The sequence below is a fragment of the Ruegeria sp. BI12 genome, from assembly GCF_056537985.1.
The window spans coordinates 883,623-898,886 of the sequence record NZ_JBQFSL010000001.1 but is presented as its reverse complement, the minus strand read 5'-3'; the positions used below and the strand labels follow the sequence as shown (position 1 = coordinate 898,886).

Genomic DNA, 15,264 nt, shown 5'->3' with positions numbered 1-15,264 from the left:
ATAATCGTCGTGGGCTTGGGGAGCAAAGCGACGAATGGTCCGACACTCACACCGGCAGCCAGGAGGCCCCCTAAATGCGCTACATGATGACCTACGATCTGATGGAAACCATGCGCAATACGAACCAATGGATGGGGGCAACAGCCAGCGCGATGGCGTCTTACCCGCTGTTTTCCATGATCCCCAACCCGGCGTTCAGCATGATGGCTGCATGGGGCGAAGTGACCGAGCGCACTTTTCAGCGCATGATCGCAAAGCCGGACTGGGGCATTCGAACGTTTACGTGTGAGGATGGCAAAGACCACCTTGTTGATATTGTTCCCGTAATGGAGCGCCCATTTGGCGACCTGATCCATATTCGCGTCAATGGACGCGAAGAACAACCCCGTAAGGTGCTGCTGGTGGCACCAATGTCCGGGCACTACGCGACTTTGTTGCGTTCGACCGTAAAAAGCCTGCTGGTCAATTGTGAGGTTTACGTATCCGACTGGCATAATGCGCGTGATATCCCCGTTTCCGAAGGCAAGTTCGATGTCGAGGATTACACGCTGTACCTTGTCGATTTTATGAAGGAGCTGGGCCCGGATACGCATGTCGTCGCCGTATGCCAGCCTGCCCCGTTAACCCTTGCCGCAACGGCCTATCTGGCCGAGGTTGAACCTAAGGCCCAGCCAAGCACGCTGACCCTGATTGGTGGGCCGGTTGATCCTGATGCCACCCCGACCGATGTGACCGATTTCGGCCGCCGCGTGACCATGGGCCAACTGGAAGAAACCATGATCCAGCGCGTTGGCTTCAAATATAAGGGCGTCGGCCGCATGGTTTACCCCGGCCTGCTGCAGCTGGCGTCGTTCATGTCGATGAATGGTGACCGCCACTCCAAAGCGTTCTCGGATCAGATCCAGCGCGTGATGCGCGGCGAGGCGTCCGATCACGATGCGCACAACCGGTTCTACGATGAATATCTGGCCGTCATGGATATGACCGCCGAGTTTTATCTTTCCACGGTCGAGCGCGTGTTCAAAAACCGCGAGATTGCCCGCAATGAGTTCGTTGTTGCAGGTCACAAGGTCGATATAGGCAAAATCACGGATGTTGCGGTCAAATCGGTCGAAGGTGCAAACGACGATATCTCCGCACCCGGCCAATGCATTGCCGCGCTGGACCTGTGCACCGGTCTGCCGGATGCGAAAAAGGCAAGCCATGTTGAACCCGGCGCGGGTCACTACGGTATTTTCGCGGGTCGCAGCTGGAGGGACAACATCCGGCCGCTTGTGATTGATTTCATGAATGCAAATGCGCGCAAACCACAGCGCCGCGCCGCAAACAAAAACAAAGTGGCGTAAGATTGATGGGTAGGAAAGTGGCGAAAGATACCCCATTTTCCTGCTCTTGCGGTTCCCTGCACGGGCGGATCACCGCCGCAGGCGTGAGACATGGCACGCATGTCGTCTGCTACTGTCATGATTGCCGCGCAGCCCAATTGTATTTCGGGCAGCCAGACCCCGCCCCCGGCCCCGTTGAGATTCTGCAGATGCTACCGGAAGAGATCGTTTTTGACGGTGGCTTAGAGCATCTTGCCCTGATGCAGCTAAGCCCAAAGGGGATGTTGCGGTGGTATGCCAGTTGCTGCAACGCCCCGCTGGCGACCACACCGCAGACACCCAAATTCCCGTTTGCAGGCTTTATCGTCAAACGCATCCCCGACCCAAGCGGTCTGGGCCCGATCACGACGCGCGGTTTCATACCCAAAGGTAACGGCAAACAGACCCATCAGAAAATCGGGGCCGCTGTTTACGGGCTGCTGACACGTGTTGCGAAATCACGTATGTCGGGCAGTTGGAAAAACACACCGTTCTTCGACCGTGCCACATCTTCGCCTGTTGCCGAGCCCGTGATCCTCAGCAAGTCCGAGCGCGCAGCGCTTTACCCGTAAGTGGCCTTTACCGGCGTGCTTAGCCAGTTTTCAATTGCCTCATTGACGACCTGAGGGGTTTCCAGCGTCGGCAGATGCCCCGCGTCCTCAACCACTTTGAGTTCGGCGTCCGGGATCAGATCTGCCATGAAAGCGTGTTTTCGCGTCGGCGTCAAAAGGTCGTGCGCCCCACACAACACCAATGTGGGAACCTTGATCATCCTCAGCGCACCTTGCTGATCCGGACGCCGCTGCAAAGCACGCATTTGACGTTCAAAAACACCTGCCCCCTGATCCAATGCCATCGCTGTCACGTCATTCAGAATGGGAACGCGCTTTGGCCCCGGGGCCAGCGTGTCTGACCCAAGAATTTTACGCATAACCTCCTCTAGCCGTCCGGCCTTGGCACCGACCATGTGCTCTTCTCTTGCCGCCGCGATCTGAGGTGTGTCGGCCTGCGCATCTGTGGATATCAGGCACAAGCGCGATACCCGATCGGGCGCTCGGCGAATGAGCTCCAGCGCCACCACGCCACCCATACTAAATCCCGCAAGCGCGAAACGATGTGGCAACTGATCCAAAAGGCCTGATGCGATCTCTTCTATCCGCTCGCCCAACGTGACCGGTGCAACCGTGACCGCGCGTTGACGGGAAAAGTAGGCGATCTGTGAGGCAAACACCCTGGAATCGCACATCAATCCAGGCAATAGAACCAGCGGCTCGATCAATCGCGGCCTCCTTCATCTCAGCTTCTTCGGCGGCTTCGTTTTATAGCAGGATGAGAGGTTTTATCAGCGTCGGCAAGTTAAACTTCACGGATAGGCAATCCCGCGAAACTTGGGAAAGTCCGCATAGCGCCTCTGGCGGGTTTTCGGGTCTTCGTCCGGGTTTTCGCCCGCACGCAACAGGCACCCGCGCGGGCCGATGTAGCTGTCGATACGCTGAAGGGGAATTGGTCGCCACACCAGATTGAAGGCGCAGAGCTTTGGAAAGAACCAAATCTCCGAATACTCCAGATGGTCGTGCATCCACCACGCAAGATCGCGCCAATCCCGGCCTTCCGCATAACGATCCGCGAACCAAGGAATGACAATCGACGCCCCAGCAACCCGATAATCGCCGGTACCCCAATCCCATATGTGGCACTCCAGCGGATTATCATTTCGAGCACAGTTCAGCCGGTTTTCATTGCCAAATTGGTTTAGAGACGGCGACCGGTAGCCCGAGCGCACGGCAACACGTCCGAACGTTTCCTCTAACGGGTCCAGCAACGTCTGGCAAAAGGCCCGACCAGTCTCTATGGCAAGATCGGGATTGTCGGGAAGATTTTGTTTTTCATGGAAATTTCCGATCTCGGAATAAAGAAAATCCCGCATAAAAAAGTGCTTGGACAGGCGCACGCGGCCAAGGGTTTCAAGGCTCCACATGCTGCCCGGCTTGCGCATCACCGGTATCCGTTCCAACGAAACGCACCATCCGAGGCCAGTGGCGAGAATGGGTTAAAAGCCACCTCCCAGATCGTGCCCTCGGGCGCGCGGAAATAACCGTGATGCCCACCCCAGAACACGTCAGACGCAGATTTCAAAACCTCGGCGCCGGCGTCTTCGACCTTGCTCAGGACCTGCGCGACCTCTTCTTTCGACCGGCAATTATAGCTGAGCGTAAGTGCTCCGCTACCCAAGGTGCCGACATCGACACCAATCTCATCGGCCAGCGCAGGCAATGGGTAAAGCCCCAAGGTCTGCCCGATCAAGTCAAAGGCAATCACACCATCCGGGCTCTCGACACGTTGCCAGCCGATCTTTTCATAAAACACGGCTGCGGCTTCTGGGTCTTCCACTCCGACCGTTATTAAGCTGACGCGCTGTTCCATCATTAGATCCCCTGCTCCTTCAGCCATGTCAGAATTCCAGCCACCGCGGCATCGGTCTGTCCCGGAGACATCAAGCGCCCCGCAATGACATGGGATGATGGGTCATCCCCCGGCCCCATCGTAACCGTCTGAACACTTGCAGGCCCGCCCCAAGCTTCGGCCACCTTGTGGGTCAGGTCCGGGCGCACAACCTGATCATCGTCAGAGAACCAGAACAGCGCCGGGACACGCGCCTGCGAAAAGTCCAGGGCATAAACGGTCTCGACCAAAGCGGTCATAGGCACAACTGCTTCCCACGGATAGACCGACGACCAGTACTTGTTCTTTTCCGGATCCGGGCCAGAGACGTCCCGTTCTTCCCCCATGATCAATGGCAGCCAGCTGCGCGCCCATGGAAGGCCGGGTATCCAGGCACCAGGCGTGTTCACACCGAAATTCGGAGAGACAAAGACCAGCCCCGCAACGTTTTCCATCAGCGCGTCGTCCAGAGCCGCTGCTGCAGCCAATGTTCCTCCGGTCGAGGTTGAAATCACGACAACCTGATCGCCCACCGCCCGAGCGGCGGCCAGCCCTTCGGCCATATCCTGCATCCAGCCCGAGGCGGTGCCGTCGGCCATTGCATCCCCACCGCGCCCGTGGCCCTGCAAGCGGGTATAGACCAGATTGGCCCCCAAAGCCTCTGCGACCATATCGGGGACCGGGCGAATTTCTTCGGACGAGGCGGAAAACCCGTGCACATACAGGATGGAAACCGGCGTGCGCTGTTCTTTGAACCCGTCTCGCCAGATAACCCGTTTCTCAACACCCGGAGTAATGTCATCGAAAGTGGACTCGACGCTTTCGAAATAGACCTGCACCCCTTCGCCAAACTTGCGGGGTTCAAATGTCGGATTCAGGTTCACCTCTTCGCGGGGGCCGAACCAATAGATCAAAGCGCCAGCCGCAACCAGCACTAGAAGAAAACGACCTAAAATTTTGCCGAATGCCCGGATCATTGCACGCCCATCACTTCAAGCACGGCGTTTTCGATGATCTCAAGGCATGGCCCGTCCGAGAACCTGTGGTCAGCGTCCTTGACCAAAAGCAGGCGCATGTCAGGTCCCGTGGCGTGGTCCAATAGACGCATTGCGGTCGCACTGGAAACCGCCGTATCTGCAGTCCCCTGCAGAAAACGAACCGGAAAAGGAAGGTTCATTCCATCCCGCAAAACCAGCTGTTGTCTTCCATCCTCGATCATACGCTTTGTGATGATGTAGGGCTCCATATAGTCCGAGGGTAACTCGACATAGCCTTCAGTCTCCAACACCTGTTTTTGCGTGTCAGTGAATGATGCCCAATACCCATCCTCGGTAAAATCCGGGGCCGCGGCGATTGTAACCATGCCCGCAATCCGATCCGGTATCGCTTTTGCCAGCAAAAGCGCCTGCCAGCCGCCCATCGACGATCCGACAACAAGCAGCGGCCCCAAAGTCAGTTCCTCCACGGCCGCCAAGGTATCCTCATGCCAGTCACCGATGCAGCCGCCTTCGAACTTGCCAGAACTTTCGCCGTGGCCGGAATAGTCGAACCGCAGGAACGCCAGCCCCCGCGCCTTGGCCCAGGCCTCAAGATGGACGGCCTTGGTACCCTCCATGTCGGACTTGAGCCCGCCGAGAAACACAATGGTCGGCCCAGTGCCCTCACTCTTGTGATACGCCAACCGCCGCCCCTGCGCGGTGCTCAGAAAATCCGTAGCTGCCATGTCGCCCTCTTTCTCTTTGCCGATCATCATGCACGGCTGTCTCCGGGCCGCAATTGCCGAATTTCGACCTCTCGCTGCGTCAGGTCGGGTACAGTTCCGCGCTTGACAGGTCATGCTGCACCTGCCAAATGGATCGAACAAACATAACCCGCAACCGGGCGTTCAGTGGGCGCCAAACCGACGAGGAGAGCCGATATGGCCCTGGACTCACAGTCAGTCTCCCTTACTTTTCCCGATGGCAATTCCCGATCCTTTGACGCAGGCGTGACCCCCGCGCAGGTCGCTGCCGATATTTCGACTTCACTGGCCAAAAAGGCGATTTCAGCCACGGTGAACGGCCAGCACTGGGACCTGCAGTGGCCCATTGATACTGACGCGCAGATCGCCATCCACACCATGAAGGATGAGGAACAAGCTAACGAGCTGATCCGTCACGATCTGGCCCATGTGATGGCGCGCGCGGTGCAGGAAATCTGGCCAGCAACCAAGGTCACCATCGGCCCCGTTATCGACAACGGCTGGTATTATGATTTCGACCGAGAGGAACCGTTTACGCCCGAAGATCTCGGCCTCATCGAAAAAAAGATGAAAGAGATCATCAACAAGCGTGATCCTGTCACCACTGAGATCTGGGATCGTCAGCGGGCGATCGAGTTCTACAAGGCCAATAACGAGCCCTACAAGGTCGAGCTGATCGAGTCCATTCCAGGTGATGAACCGCTGCGGATGTACTGGCACGGTCACTGGCAGGATCTGTGCCGCGGTCCGCACCTGCAACACACCGGCCAACTGCCGGGCGACGCCTTCAAGCTGATGAGCATTGCTGGCGCCTATTGGCGTGGCGACAGTTCGCGTGCGATGCTGCAGCGCATTTATGGCGTGGCTTTCACCGGCAAAGAAAAGCTGAAAGCGCACCTGCATATGCTGGAAGAGGCCGCCAAGCGCGACCACCGAAAGCTGGGCAAGGAAATGGACCTGTTCCACATGCAGGAAGAGGCCCCTGGCCAGATCTTCTGGCATCCGAACGGCTGGAAAATCTACACCACGCTGCAGGACTATATGCGTCGCATGCAGGAGCGGGACGGCTATGTCGAGGTGAACACCCCTCAGGTTGTCGACCGCAAATTGTGGGAAGCCTCAGGCCACTGGGACAAGTACCAGGAAAACATGTTCATCGTCGAAGTAGACGAGGAGCATGCTCGCGAAAAGGCGATCAACGCGCTGAAGCCGATGAACTGCCCCTGCCACGTGCAAGTGTTCAATCAAGGCCTGAAGTCCTATCGCGATCTGCCCCTGCGCATGGCCGAGTTCGGGTCATGTGCCCGTTACGAACCGTCGGGCGCGCTACACGGGATCATGCGGGTACGCGGCTTCACGCAGGATGATGGCCACATATTCTGTGCGGAGGATCAGATCGAATCCGAGACCGCCAAGTTCATCGCCTTCCTGTCCAAGGTCTATGCTGACCTCGGCTTCCACGATTGGACGATCAAACTGTCCACCCGCCCGGAAAAACGGATTGGGTCGGATGAAAGCTGGGATCTGGTCGAGAAAGCCCTTGGCGATGCCTGTAAGGCGGCCGGCTACGAGTACGAGATCCTCGAAGGTGAAGGTGCGTTCTACGGTCCCAAACTGGAATTCACTCTGACTGACGCGATCGGTCGGACGTGGCAGTGCGGCACCTTGCAGGTTGACCCCAACCTGCCCGAGCGTCTGGACGCCAGCTTTATCGGTGCCGATGGTGCGAAGCACCGTCCGTTTATGCTGCACCGGGCGACCCTGGGCTCGTTCGAACGCTTCATCGGTATCCTGATCGAAGAGCACGCTGGCAAGCTGCCGTTCTGGCTGGCACCGCGTCAGGTCGTGGTTGCCTCAATTACGTCTGAGGCGGATGATTATGTGCTGGAAGTGGTTGAGACACTCAAAGCTGCAGGCGTGCGCGCTGAGGCGGATATCCGTAACGAGAAGATCAACTACAAAGTCCGCGAACATTCGGTCGGCAAGGTTCCGGTCATTTTGGCCGTGGGTCATCGCGAAGTTGACGAACGTACCGTAAGTGTGCGCCGGCTCGGTGAAAAACAGACGCAGGTTCAATCGCTTGAGGCTGTAACAAAAGAGCTGTCTTTGGCCGCGACCCCACCCGACCTTCTGTAACATTCGGCGACAAATCGCCCGAAGTCCGGCCCCATTTTCGGGGCCGGATTGAAACATTTTCCATTTTTCATTTCAAAAACAGTTTGTTAACCTTCAAGGGGGCATTACGCTCTTTGACGGGGTTGTGAGACACGGGCTCGTGAATTCACCTGCCCCGATTAAGCTACTACTTTGTCATTGTCACAAGAAGACATACGCAGTCATCAAAAGGGATTACCGAGATGTCGAACACAGCAAAAACCCTGGTTATCGCAACCGCAGTTGCCGCAGCCGTTTCTGGTGCAGCGACAACCGCTACCGCACAAGCCAAAGAGAAATGCTATGGCGTGTCTAAGGCCGGTCAGAACGACTGTGCCGCAGGCCCCGGCACAACCTGCGCCGGCACCTCAACCGTTGACTACCAGGGCAACGCCTGGACCTTGGTCGACGCGGGCACCTGCGCCGATATCGAACTGCCGGATAACCGTAAAGGTTCGCTGGAGCCGCTGGAGCGCGACCTGCCGGCATAAGCCCAAGCATCTGAGACTCGGAGGGGCGGGCCCTATCGCCCGCCTCTTTTCGTGACCGGAGGATTTGTACATGCTGGATAGTTCACTTCGATCAAACAGGCTGCCCGCCGTGCCCGGTGTCGGGTACAAACCCCAGCATTATGACCAGATTCTGGACCATGCCCATCCTGTCGGCTGGCTTGAGATTCACGCAGAAAACTACATGGGCGATGGCGGCAGGCCGCTTGCGCAATTGCGCCACCTCTCTGAAAAATTTCCTATTTCGGTCCACGGCGTCGGCCTTTCTATCGGTGGCGAAGGCCCCCTGGATGCTGATCATCTGGCGCGGCTGAAACACCTTGTTGGTTGGTTGAACCCCGCCAGCTTTTCCGAACACTTGGCATGGTCGACCCACGACAGTCACTTCCTGAACGACCTTCTGCCCCTGCCCTATACAGACGAAACACTGGCCCGCGTCTGTGCGCATATCGACAAGATTCAGGATACTGTCGGGCGGCAAATGCTGCTGGAAAACCCTTCCAGCTATTTGGCATTTGAGGAAAGCACTTGGTCCGAGCCTGAATTCCTGCGGGAAATCGCTCGTCGAACAGGATGTGGGCTTTTGCTGGACGTGAACAACGTCTTTGTATCAGCTACAAATCTGAATTTTTCCCCGCAGAGCTATATCGATGCCTACCCGCTGGACAACGTCCATGAGATCCACCTTGGCGGCCATGACGAAGACGAAGACGACCACGGCCGTCCGTTGCTGATCGACAGCCACGGTCGAGAGGTCGTCGATCCGGTTTGGGCGTTGCTGGACTACGTGTTAGAGCGTTCCGGCCCAAAACCCGTTCTGATCGAATGGGATACGGATGTACCCGAATGGCACGTTCTTCGGGCCGAAGCTGACCGGGCGCAAGCGGCACTGGACCGCATTCCCGCATGAGCGTTTCGCAAACAACATTCCGCGCAGCCCTGCTAGACCCGTCGGCGGTTGTTCCGGAAGGACTGTGGGATGCCGAGGAACGCCCCGCCGGGCGGCGGTTCAGCGTCTATCGCAACAACGTGGCGGTTTCATTGACCGAAGCGATGCATCAGGCCTTCCCTGTGATCGCAAAGCTCTTGGGACCGCAAAACATGGACGGGCTTGCCGGGCTTTTCCTGCGCAAACACCCCCCTTCTTCACCATTGATGATGTTCTATGGTGAGGAATTTCCCGAGTTTCTTGCAGGGATGGAGCAGCTGTCTCATCTCGGCTACCTCGCTGACGTTGCACATCTGGAACTGGCTTTGCGCCGATCTTATCACGCGGCGGACAGTCAGGCTGCACCGCCGGATGCGCTGGCCGTCCCACCAGAAGAAATCGTTTTGGCCAAACTGGAGTTTGCGCCCTCCATGACGGTTCTTCGTTCGGAATGGCCGCTGTATTCGATCTGGCGATTCAATACCGAAGATGGTGCGCCTAAACCCGCGCCCGGGGCCGAAGACGTCCTGATCACCCGGCCCGAATTCGATCCTGCCCCGCATTTGCTGCCAAAAGGCGGAGCGGACTGGATCGCTCGAGTTCAAGCCGGGCTTACCATTGGCGAGGCGTTCGAAAAAACCTCTGCCGACTTCCCCGAATTTGACCTTGGGGCCACTCTGGCGCTGCTTTTGCAGGGCGGCGCAATAACTTCTGTGACTATCGAAAGGCTGGCAACATGACTGCCCTGATCTCATTGCACAACAATACGCTGGGAAGGTTGGAAATGACCTCTGGCTGGTTGACGCCGACCCTGGCGCGACTGGTATTTGCGGCAACCCTGTTGGTTTACTACTGGAATTCGGCCACGACCAAACTTGGAAGCGGCTTTTTCGGTTTTCTTTTCCCGTCGGACGGGGCTTATGTGCAGATCTTTCCTAAAGCAATGGAAGCGGTCAGCTATGACAGTTCGCAACTGGGCATCTTCCATTGGGCTATTGCCGTCGCAGGAACATGGGCAGAATTTCTGCTTCCTGCGTTGATCCTGATCGGGCTTCTGTCGCGGTTTGCCGCATTGGGCATGATCGGTTTCGTCTGGGTCCAGACGATCGTCGACGTCACTGGCCACGGGGCGGCGCTGGGCAGCTTCTTCACGGCTGCACCCAACGTGCTGGACCAGCGTACGCTTTGGACATTCGTCTTGCTTGTGATCGTCATCAATGGCGCAGGTCCGCTCTCACTCGACCGAATCCTGCGTATCAAGTGACCTAGAAATGTGCCTTGGGCTCGTCCGGTTTTCCCGCGGCCAGCCCAAGGATGCCAGCCACAGCTGCAAAGGCCACCGGGAACATCGTAAAGACATTGAAACCAAACGCGAAATACATCCCGACCGCTGAAATCAGCAGCAATATCCCACCGATCAGAGCACGCGAATGCGCCATTGCGCCGCCTGCGATAGCAAGCAGAGGCGCGATAATGGAAGCGGCCTGAATGAACTGAGCATTGTCCACCTGTTCAGCTAGCCCTTCAATCTCACCGTAGTGGTCTATGAATGCGACATAGCCATAGCCAAAAAAACCGACAATCATCCCGATCAGTCCGGCAATGACGCCCAAAATCATTGATGCGTTGCGCATTTATACCCTCATCTTTACGTCAGACACATAAGTGCCCGATCACGCAACACCAAGGCTTTCCTTTGTGTCCGCGGTCCACCCCAACAACAACGTGCCGTCATTTTCGATCAAGGGGCGCTTCATCAAAGTCGGGTGTTCCTTCAACAACTCCAAAGGTGGCCGCGCGCGTTCATCCGCGTCCAATCCACGCCAAGTTGTGGAGCGGGTATTGAGCAAAGCTTCGCCGAACACATCAAACGCCTTCGCCAGCACAAAATCGGGAACTCCTTGCACCCGAACGTCCACGAACTCGATATCGTCAATTGATTTCAATGCCTTACGGCACGTATCGCAGTTTTTCAGACCATAAAGACGCATTTTGGGGCTGCTCCTGTACTTGTATGAATTCTTAGCATTTTTGCCTGTTTCATTCGGTAATTCTTGATTTTTTACTTCACCGTGCAATGTTGAAAAAGACGAAACACACAATTCGGGCCGCGTCGTGTGGGCGAAGCGGTGATGCGTTGTGGTTACGTCAACCACTGCCCCCACCAATTTTGTGGGACAACGTGTAAGTAGAAGGAGACACGGGAAATGCCAACTGGCACCGTGAAATGGTTTAATACCACGAAAGGCTATGGGTTTATTGCCCCTGACGAAGGTGGCAAGGACGTTTTTGTTCATATCTCGGCCGTAGAACGGTCCGGTCTGACCGGACTCGCTGACAATCAGAAAGTCTCGTACGAGCTGCAAGACGGACGTGACGGCCGCCAAATGGCCTCTGATTTGAAGCCGTTATAAAACACCCCGTCATCTGCGGGTACTAAAAGCAGGCCAACGGCCAATTTCCGGCCGTTGTCCATTCTGGAAGGTTGGAAACCTTATCCTCGTGCCGGTTTGGTATCGGCATGAATTGTTGTGTTTTCGCCGAACTCTACAACTTTGGAACGCTCCCAAATCATGCAGAAGATCGATGCCATGCGACCTTTGAAAGTCGTCATGGCATCAGAGGTTAGGGCTATGTCGGCGTTAACCCTCGCGGATCACCGCCTCGAACTCGCGCCACTCGCGCGCAGTCATGCCCGAGTTTTCCTGTGTCACAGTTTCGCCCGCCAGCATCCGTCGTAGGCTATCGACCATCTGTGCCGACAGATTGACAGCACCCAAACGATAGTCTTCGAACGCCTTGTATGCGAATGGCACCCAATCCGCGACGATCTTGCACATCATGTCGGCATAAACCCGGATTTCGTACTGAGCGTGCGGGTCCGCCCTCAGACGCAGGAAGTGGAACAGGTTGTGCAGGTCGACCTTCCAGTACCACTGCGTGTAGATATTCGCAGGCAGGTTCATCCGCGCCAGTTCACGTGCCAGCCCCTGTTGACCATCCTGGTTGATCATCGCTTCGTAATTGTCGTAGCACCGCGCGCTATCGGCCTTGAGCATCTCAAGAACGCGGGCCGCCTCTTCCCCTTGCAAGGCGTCGCCCCGGCCTTGATTGTTCACTTCGGATTGTGCGGCCACATGGTCCGGCGCGGGGATATAGAACTCTCGGTCCAGAATCGAATAGCGCGCGGAATACTCGTTCACGTTCGCGGTCCGGTGACGAATCCACTGTCGGGCGACAAAGACCGGCAGTTTGACATGCAACTTGATCTCGCACATCTCGAACGGGGTCGAATGCCAGTGCCGCATGAGATAGCGGATCAGACCCTCATCGTTCTGCACCGATTTGGTGCCCTTGCCGTAAGATACACGTGCCGCCTGACAAATCGCTGCGTCATCCCCCATGTAATCAATCACGCGTACAAAGCCGTGGTCTAGCACCTGGTGCGCGGTATAGAGGTGGTCTTCCATCCCCTCGGCCACAACGCGGCGTGTTGGATGCGATTGCGCCCGTTGCGCTTCGATCTCGGCCAGTTGGTCAGAGGACAGCGGCATGAAATTTCCTTTCCAGCAATGAGTCGCCCACCACTATATCTCGACAATTCCCTGACCGGAACCGCGACATGTGCACCCAGCGTCGCAATTTCCAAATTGTGTCCGCCCTGCCCCTCGACACGCTTGGTCCGCGCGCTAAGCTGCAGCGCATCACCTGAATAGAAAGGAAGCCACAATGGGGCTGACATATCTTCACACCATGGTCCGCGTGAAGGATCTGGAGAAGTCGATGGCGTTCTATGAACTGCTGGGCCTGAAGGAAACCCGCCGGTATGACAGCGAACAGGGCCGGTTTTCGCTGATCTTCATGGCGCCCCCGGGGCAAGAGGATCGGCCTATCGAACTGACGCACAACTGGGACGGCGACGATAGTCTGCCCAGCGACAGCCGCCATTTCGGGCACTTAGCCTACGGCGTCGATAACATCTACGAAGTTTGCCAGCACCTGCAGGACAACGGCGTCGTAATTAATCGCCCGCCGCGCGATGGTCGTATGGCGTTTGTACGGTCTCCGGACAATATCTCAGTCGAACTGCTGCAAAACGGCGAAGCGCTGGCACCAGCTGAACCCTGGGTCAGCATGGAAAGCACCGGCACCTGGTGATCCGCTGGCTGATAGCACTGGGTCTGGCCGTTCTGGCCAGCCCCCTACGGGCCGAGACCTGCCGGCTTGCACTGGCGCTCGCCATGGATATCTCGACCTCCGTGGACGAGAACGAAGACGTTTTGCAGCGGCAGGGTCTGGCGGCTGCATTGATCGCGCCGGAAGTGGTCGAGGCGTTTTTTTCCTCGCCCGCACCGGTTGCGCTGGCCGTGTATGAGTGGAGCGGTCGCACCACCCAACGCGTTATTCTGAACTGGACTATGATCAACACGGAGACCGATCTGTTGGTCGCAGCCTCAACAGTGCAACAATCTGTTCGTTCGGATAGCGGCTCGGCCACGGCAATGGGCTATGCCTTGGCATTTGGCGCGACCTTGATGCAGCAAGCGCCGCCCTGCCTGTTTAACACCATTGATCTGTCAGGGGATGGCTCAAACAATGACGGCTACGGGCCGGACTCGGCGTACCGGCACTTTCCCTTTCAAAACGTCGTGGTCAACGGGTTGGTGATCAATGCTGCTGATTTTGAAGGCGAACTGTTCCTTATCCCGTTTTTCGAAAACAACGTTCTACACGGCCCAGGCGCGTTTCTCGAGATTGCGCAAGGGTTCGATGATTTTGAACGCGCGATGCGTCGCAAGCTGGAACGGGAATTGAAAGGTCTGCAGATCGGCGTTTTGCAGGATGATGCGCACCGATGATCCGTCTCCTGTCTACCGTTTTTACCCTACTGGCCTGCCCTGTCGCATCGGAATGCAGGCAAGCGCTAGCTTTGGGCCTGGATGTGTCCGGTTCCGTCGACAGCCGCGAGTATAGGCTGCAAACCGGCGGTCTGGCTGCCGCACTACAACGCCCCGAGGTTGTTCAATTGATCCTGTCAGACGTTGGCGCGCCCATACGGCTGGCGATCTTCGAATGGAGCGAAACCCGCCATCAGCGAATGTTGGTTAACTGGACCGAGATCCGCAGGAACCAAGACCTCGAACAGATCAGCGACCTTTTGAAAAATGCCGAGCGCAGTAACGCACCACAAGGCACGGCTGTCGGTTCGGCAATGCAGTTCGGAGCTGATCTCCTGTCGCAGCAACCGAATTGCTGGAAACGCACACTGGATCTGTCCGGGGACGGGAAGCACAATCTTGGGCCGCACCCGCGCCGCGTGAACGCGGAGCTACTGGGTACCGGCATCACGATCAACGGGCTGGTGATCGGGGCCGACGATCCCAGCCATGGCGACAAACGGTATGTCCAGGTTGGTGAGCTTTCCGCCTACTACAACACTTGGGTGATCCTGGGGCCCGGTGCATTCGTCGAAGTGGCTTTGGGCTTTGAAGCCTATGAAGACGCGATGACCCGAAAATTGGTACGCGAGCTGGAGGGCCTAACCCTGTCCGACGCCACAGATATCCTGCCCCCATGATCAATAAATGTAGCGGATCTGGTCCGTCCAATACCGCTCGACCCGTCGCAGGGATGTGGTGATGTCGTCGATGCCTTCCAGACCCAACACGCCGCGATTTTGCAGCCCCTCAGCGTGACGCAAAAACAGCTCGGATACCACATCGCGTATTTCACGACCGCGCGGGGTCAATCGAACCCTTACGGATCGGCGGTCGATCTCGCATCTTTGGTGGTGCATATACCCCATTTCGACCAGCTTTTTCAGGTTATAGCTGACATTGCTGCCCTGATAATACCCGCGGCTTTTCAATTCGCCCGCGGTAACCTCGTGGTCACCGATATTGAACAAAAGCAGGGCCTGCACGGCGTTGATTTCCAATACGCCAACACGCTCAAACTCATCCTTAATGACGTCCAAAAGCAGCCGGTGCAGCCGTTCCACCAAGGCAAGTGCCTCAAGATAGCTGGTCATGAACCCTTTGGTTCCCAGTGCGGAGACCTGCATTTCCATACTCATCCGACCCTCCGATTCAGTCGCGCTGTTTCAGGCAGGATGAATGCAAATCC

General features: G+C 56.9%; 20 protein-coding genes. 11 read left to right on the top strand and 9 right to left on the bottom strand.

The features are described 5' to 3' along the window. Window positions 1-74 precede the first annotated feature (74 nt). The gene (gene phaZ, locus ACR0AK_RS04690) at window positions 75-1,346 is read left to right on the top strand and encodes a polyhydroxyalkanoate depolymerase (protein ID WP_480792531.1); all 1,272 of its coding nucleotides are present in this window, start codon (window positions 75-77) and stop codon (window positions 1,344-1,346) included. A gap of 5 nt (window positions 1,347-1,351) precedes the next feature. Then, complete coding sequence (locus ACR0AK_RS04685; RefSeq protein ID WP_170560817.1) at window positions 1,352-1,936, top strand: DUF6151 family protein; 585 nt, start codon at window positions 1,352-1,354, stop codon at window positions 1,934-1,936. Here ACR0AK_RS04685 and ACR0AK_RS04680 read toward each other — a convergent pair. From ACR0AK_RS04680 to ACR0AK_RS04660, 5 genes are all read right to left on the bottom strand, one after another. Next, window positions 1,927-2,643, bottom strand: coding sequence for an alpha/beta fold hydrolase (locus ACR0AK_RS04680; RefSeq protein WP_480792530.1), 717 nt, complete (start codon window positions 2,641-2,643; stop codon window positions 1,927-1,929). The genes ACR0AK_RS04685 and ACR0AK_RS04680 overlap by 10 nt on opposite strands. 84 nt (window positions 2,644-2,727) lie before the next feature. Continuing rightward, window positions 2,728-3,342: a hypothetical protein gene (locus tag ACR0AK_RS04675; protein WP_170561494.1), complete on the bottom strand. Its 615-nt coding sequence runs from the start codon at window positions 3,340-3,342 to the stop codon at window positions 2,728-2,730. 17 nt (window positions 3,343-3,359) lie between these two features. Then, window positions 3,360-3,788 (bottom strand): VOC family protein, encoded by a 429-nt coding sequence (locus ACR0AK_RS04670; RefSeq protein WP_170561496.1) that lies wholly within the window; start codon window positions 3,786-3,788, stop codon window positions 3,360-3,362. A gap of 2 nt (window positions 3,789-3,790) precedes the next feature. After that, window positions 3,791-4,783 (bottom strand): alpha/beta hydrolase, encoded by a 993-nt coding sequence (locus tag ACR0AK_RS04665; protein WP_480792529.1) that lies wholly within the window; start codon window positions 4,781-4,783, stop codon window positions 3,791-3,793. Then, a complete protein-coding gene (locus tag ACR0AK_RS04660; RefSeq protein WP_480793634.1) occupies window positions 4,780-5,529 on the bottom strand; it encodes an alpha/beta fold hydrolase in 750 nt (249 codons plus the stop codon). Before ACR0AK_RS04660 ends, ACR0AK_RS04665 begins: the two co-directional genes overlap by 4 nt. Window positions 5,530-5,724: 195 nt before the next feature. On the opposite strand from ACR0AK_RS04660, the gene thrS reads away from it, so the two are divergent. The 5 genes from thrS to ACR0AK_RS04635 all read left to right on the top strand — a co-directional run bounded on the left by thrS (window position 5,725) and on the right by ACR0AK_RS04635 (window position 10,402). Beyond that, window positions 5,725-7,683, top strand: a complete 1,959-nt coding sequence (gene thrS / locus ACR0AK_RS04655; RefSeq protein WP_480792528.1) for a threonine--tRNA ligase — start codon at window positions 5,725-5,727, stop codon at window positions 7,681-7,683. 221 nt (window positions 7,684-7,904) lie between these two features. Continuing rightward, on the top strand, window positions 7,905-8,192 hold the full coding sequence (locus ACR0AK_RS04650) for a BufA1 family periplasmic bufferin-type metallophore (protein ID WP_170560820.1): 288 nt from the start codon (window positions 7,905-7,907) through the stop codon (window positions 8,190-8,192). Window positions 8,193-8,262: 70 nt separating this feature from the next. Next, on the top strand, window positions 8,263-9,120 hold the full coding sequence (bufB, locus tag ACR0AK_RS04645) for an MNIO family bufferin maturase (protein WP_480792527.1): 858 nt from the start codon (window positions 8,263-8,265) through the stop codon (window positions 9,118-9,120). After that, window positions 9,117-9,878, top strand: coding sequence for an HvfC/BufC family peptide modification chaperone (locus tag ACR0AK_RS04640; RefSeq protein ID WP_170560822.1), 762 nt, complete (start codon window positions 9,117-9,119; stop codon window positions 9,876-9,878). The genes bufB and ACR0AK_RS04640 overlap by 4 nt, the downstream gene beginning before the upstream one ends. Further along, window positions 9,875-10,402 carry a DoxX family protein gene (locus ACR0AK_RS04635; protein ID WP_170560823.1) on the top strand — a complete coding sequence of 176 codons (528 nt, stop codon included), beginning with the start codon at window positions 9,875-9,877 and terminating at the stop codon, window positions 10,400-10,402. Before ACR0AK_RS04640 ends, ACR0AK_RS04635 begins: the two co-directional genes overlap by 4 nt. Before the next feature lies 1 nt (window position 10,403). Here ACR0AK_RS04635 and ACR0AK_RS04630 read toward each other — a convergent pair whose 3' ends face one another. Together ACR0AK_RS04630 and ACR0AK_RS04625 are read right to left on the bottom strand one after the other, a co-directional pair. Further along, entirely contained in the window at window positions 10,404-10,772 is a 369-nt protein-coding gene (locus ACR0AK_RS04630) for a hypothetical protein (protein WP_170560824.1), read from the bottom strand. 39 nt (window positions 10,773-10,811) lie between these two features. Continuing rightward, a complete protein-coding gene (locus tag ACR0AK_RS04625) occupies window positions 10,812-11,129 on the bottom strand; it encodes an ArsC/Spx/MgsR family protein (RefSeq protein WP_170560825.1) in 318 nt (105 codons plus the stop codon). 216 nt (window positions 11,130-11,345) lie between these two features. On the opposite strand from ACR0AK_RS04625, the gene ACR0AK_RS04620 reads away from it, so the two are divergent. Next, a complete protein-coding gene (locus ACR0AK_RS04620) occupies window positions 11,346-11,552 on the top strand; it encodes a cold-shock protein (RefSeq protein WP_138839651.1) in 207 nt (68 codons plus the stop codon). A 228-nt stretch (window positions 11,553-11,780) separates the two neighbouring features. On the opposite strand, the gene thyX is transcribed toward ACR0AK_RS04620, so the two are convergent. Beyond that, window positions 11,781-12,692: an FAD-dependent thymidylate synthase gene (gene thyX / locus ACR0AK_RS04615; RefSeq protein ID WP_170560826.1), complete on the bottom strand. Its 912-nt coding sequence runs from the start codon at window positions 12,690-12,692 to the stop codon at window positions 11,781-11,783. 175 nt (window positions 12,693-12,867) lie between these two features. Between thyX and ACR0AK_RS04610 the strand changes: the two genes are divergently transcribed. The 3 genes from ACR0AK_RS04610 to ACR0AK_RS04600 are packed head-to-tail and all read left to right on the top strand — an operon-like array spanning window position 12,868 to window position 14,716. Further along, window positions 12,868-13,296 (top strand): VOC family protein, encoded by a 429-nt coding sequence (locus tag ACR0AK_RS04610; RefSeq protein WP_480792526.1) that lies wholly within the window; start codon window positions 12,868-12,870, stop codon window positions 13,294-13,296. After that, window positions 13,293-13,997 carry a DUF1194 domain-containing protein gene (locus ACR0AK_RS04605; protein WP_170560828.1) on the top strand — a complete coding sequence of 235 codons (705 nt, stop codon included), beginning with the start codon at window positions 13,293-13,295 and terminating at the stop codon, window positions 13,995-13,997. Before ACR0AK_RS04610 ends, ACR0AK_RS04605 begins: the two co-directional genes overlap by 4 nt. Further along, window positions 13,994-14,716, top strand: a complete 723-nt coding sequence (locus tag ACR0AK_RS04600; protein WP_480792525.1) for a DUF1194 domain-containing protein — start codon at window positions 13,994-13,996, stop codon at window positions 14,714-14,716. Before ACR0AK_RS04605 ends, ACR0AK_RS04600 begins: the two co-directional genes overlap by 4 nt. On the opposite strand, the gene ACR0AK_RS04595 is transcribed toward ACR0AK_RS04600, so the two are convergent. After that, window positions 14,717-15,214, bottom strand: a complete 498-nt coding sequence (locus ACR0AK_RS04595) for a MarR family winged helix-turn-helix transcriptional regulator (protein ID WP_170560830.1) — start codon at window positions 15,212-15,214, stop codon at window positions 14,717-14,719. It lies immediately after the preceding gene. Between the last annotated feature and the right edge of the window lie 50 nt (window positions 15,215-15,264).

Excerpts from the sequence above, each read along its gene's own strand:
- ACR0AK_RS04625 (WP_170560825.1), bottom strand. The coding sequence starts at position 11,129 with ATGCGTCTTTATGGTCTGAAAAACTGCGATACGTGCCGTAAGGCATTG.
- ACR0AK_RS04660 (WP_480793634.1), bottom strand. The coding sequence starts at position 5,529 with ATGGCAGCTACGGATTTTCTGAGCACCGCGCAGGGGCGGCGGTTGGCG.
- ACR0AK_RS04670 (WP_170561496.1), bottom strand. The coding sequence starts at position 3,788 with ATGGAACAGCGCGTCAGCTTAATAACGGTCGGAGTGGAAGACCCAGAA.
- bufB (WP_480792527.1), top strand. The coding sequence starts at position 8,263 with ATGCTGGATAGTTCACTTCGATCAAACAGGCTGCCCGCCGTGCCCGGT.
- ACR0AK_RS04630 (WP_170560824.1), bottom strand. The coding sequence starts at position 10,772 with ATGCGCAACGCATCAATGATTTTGGGCGTCATTGCCGGACTGATCGGG.
- phaZ (WP_480792531.1), top strand. The coding sequence starts at position 75 with ATGCGCTACATGATGACCTACGATCTGATGGAAACCATGCGCAATACG.
- ACR0AK_RS04665 (WP_480792529.1), bottom strand. The coding sequence starts at position 4,783 with ATGATCCGGGCATTCGGCAAAATTTTAGGTCGTTTTCTTCTAGTGCTG.
- thyX (WP_170560826.1), bottom strand. The coding sequence starts at position 12,692 with ATGCCGCTGTCCTCTGACCAACTGGCCGAGATCGAAGCGCAACGGGCG.
- thrS (WP_480792528.1), top strand. The coding sequence starts at position 5,725 with ATGGCCCTGGACTCACAGTCAGTCTCCCTTACTTTTCCCGATGGCAAT.
- ACR0AK_RS04620 (WP_138839651.1), top strand. The coding sequence starts at position 11,346 with ATGCCAACTGGCACCGTGAAATGGTTTAATACCACGAAAGGCTATGGG.
- ACR0AK_RS04595 (WP_170560830.1), bottom strand. The coding sequence starts at position 15,214 with ATGAGTATGGAAATGCAGGTCTCCGCACTGGGAACCAAAGGGTTCATG.
- ACR0AK_RS04675 (WP_170561494.1), bottom strand. The coding sequence starts at position 3,342 with ATGTGGAGCCTTGAAACCCTTGGCCGCGTGCGCCTGTCCAAGCACTTT.
- ACR0AK_RS04600 (WP_480792525.1), top strand. The coding sequence starts at position 13,994 with ATGATCCGTCTCCTGTCTACCGTTTTTACCCTACTGGCCTGCCCTGTC.
- ACR0AK_RS04685 (WP_170560817.1), top strand. The coding sequence starts at position 1,352 with ATGGGTAGGAAAGTGGCGAAAGATACCCCATTTTCCTGCTCTTGCGGT.
- ACR0AK_RS04610 (WP_480792526.1), top strand. The coding sequence starts at position 12,868 with ATGGGGCTGACATATCTTCACACCATGGTCCGCGTGAAGGATCTGGAG.
- ACR0AK_RS04650 (WP_170560820.1), top strand. The coding sequence starts at position 7,905 with ATGTCGAACACAGCAAAAACCCTGGTTATCGCAACCGCAGTTGCCGCA.
- ACR0AK_RS04635 (WP_170560823.1), top strand. The coding sequence starts at position 9,875 with ATGACTGCCCTGATCTCATTGCACAACAATACGCTGGGAAGGTTGGAA.
- ACR0AK_RS04640 (WP_170560822.1), top strand. The coding sequence starts at position 9,117 with ATGAGCGTTTCGCAAACAACATTCCGCGCAGCCCTGCTAGACCCGTCG.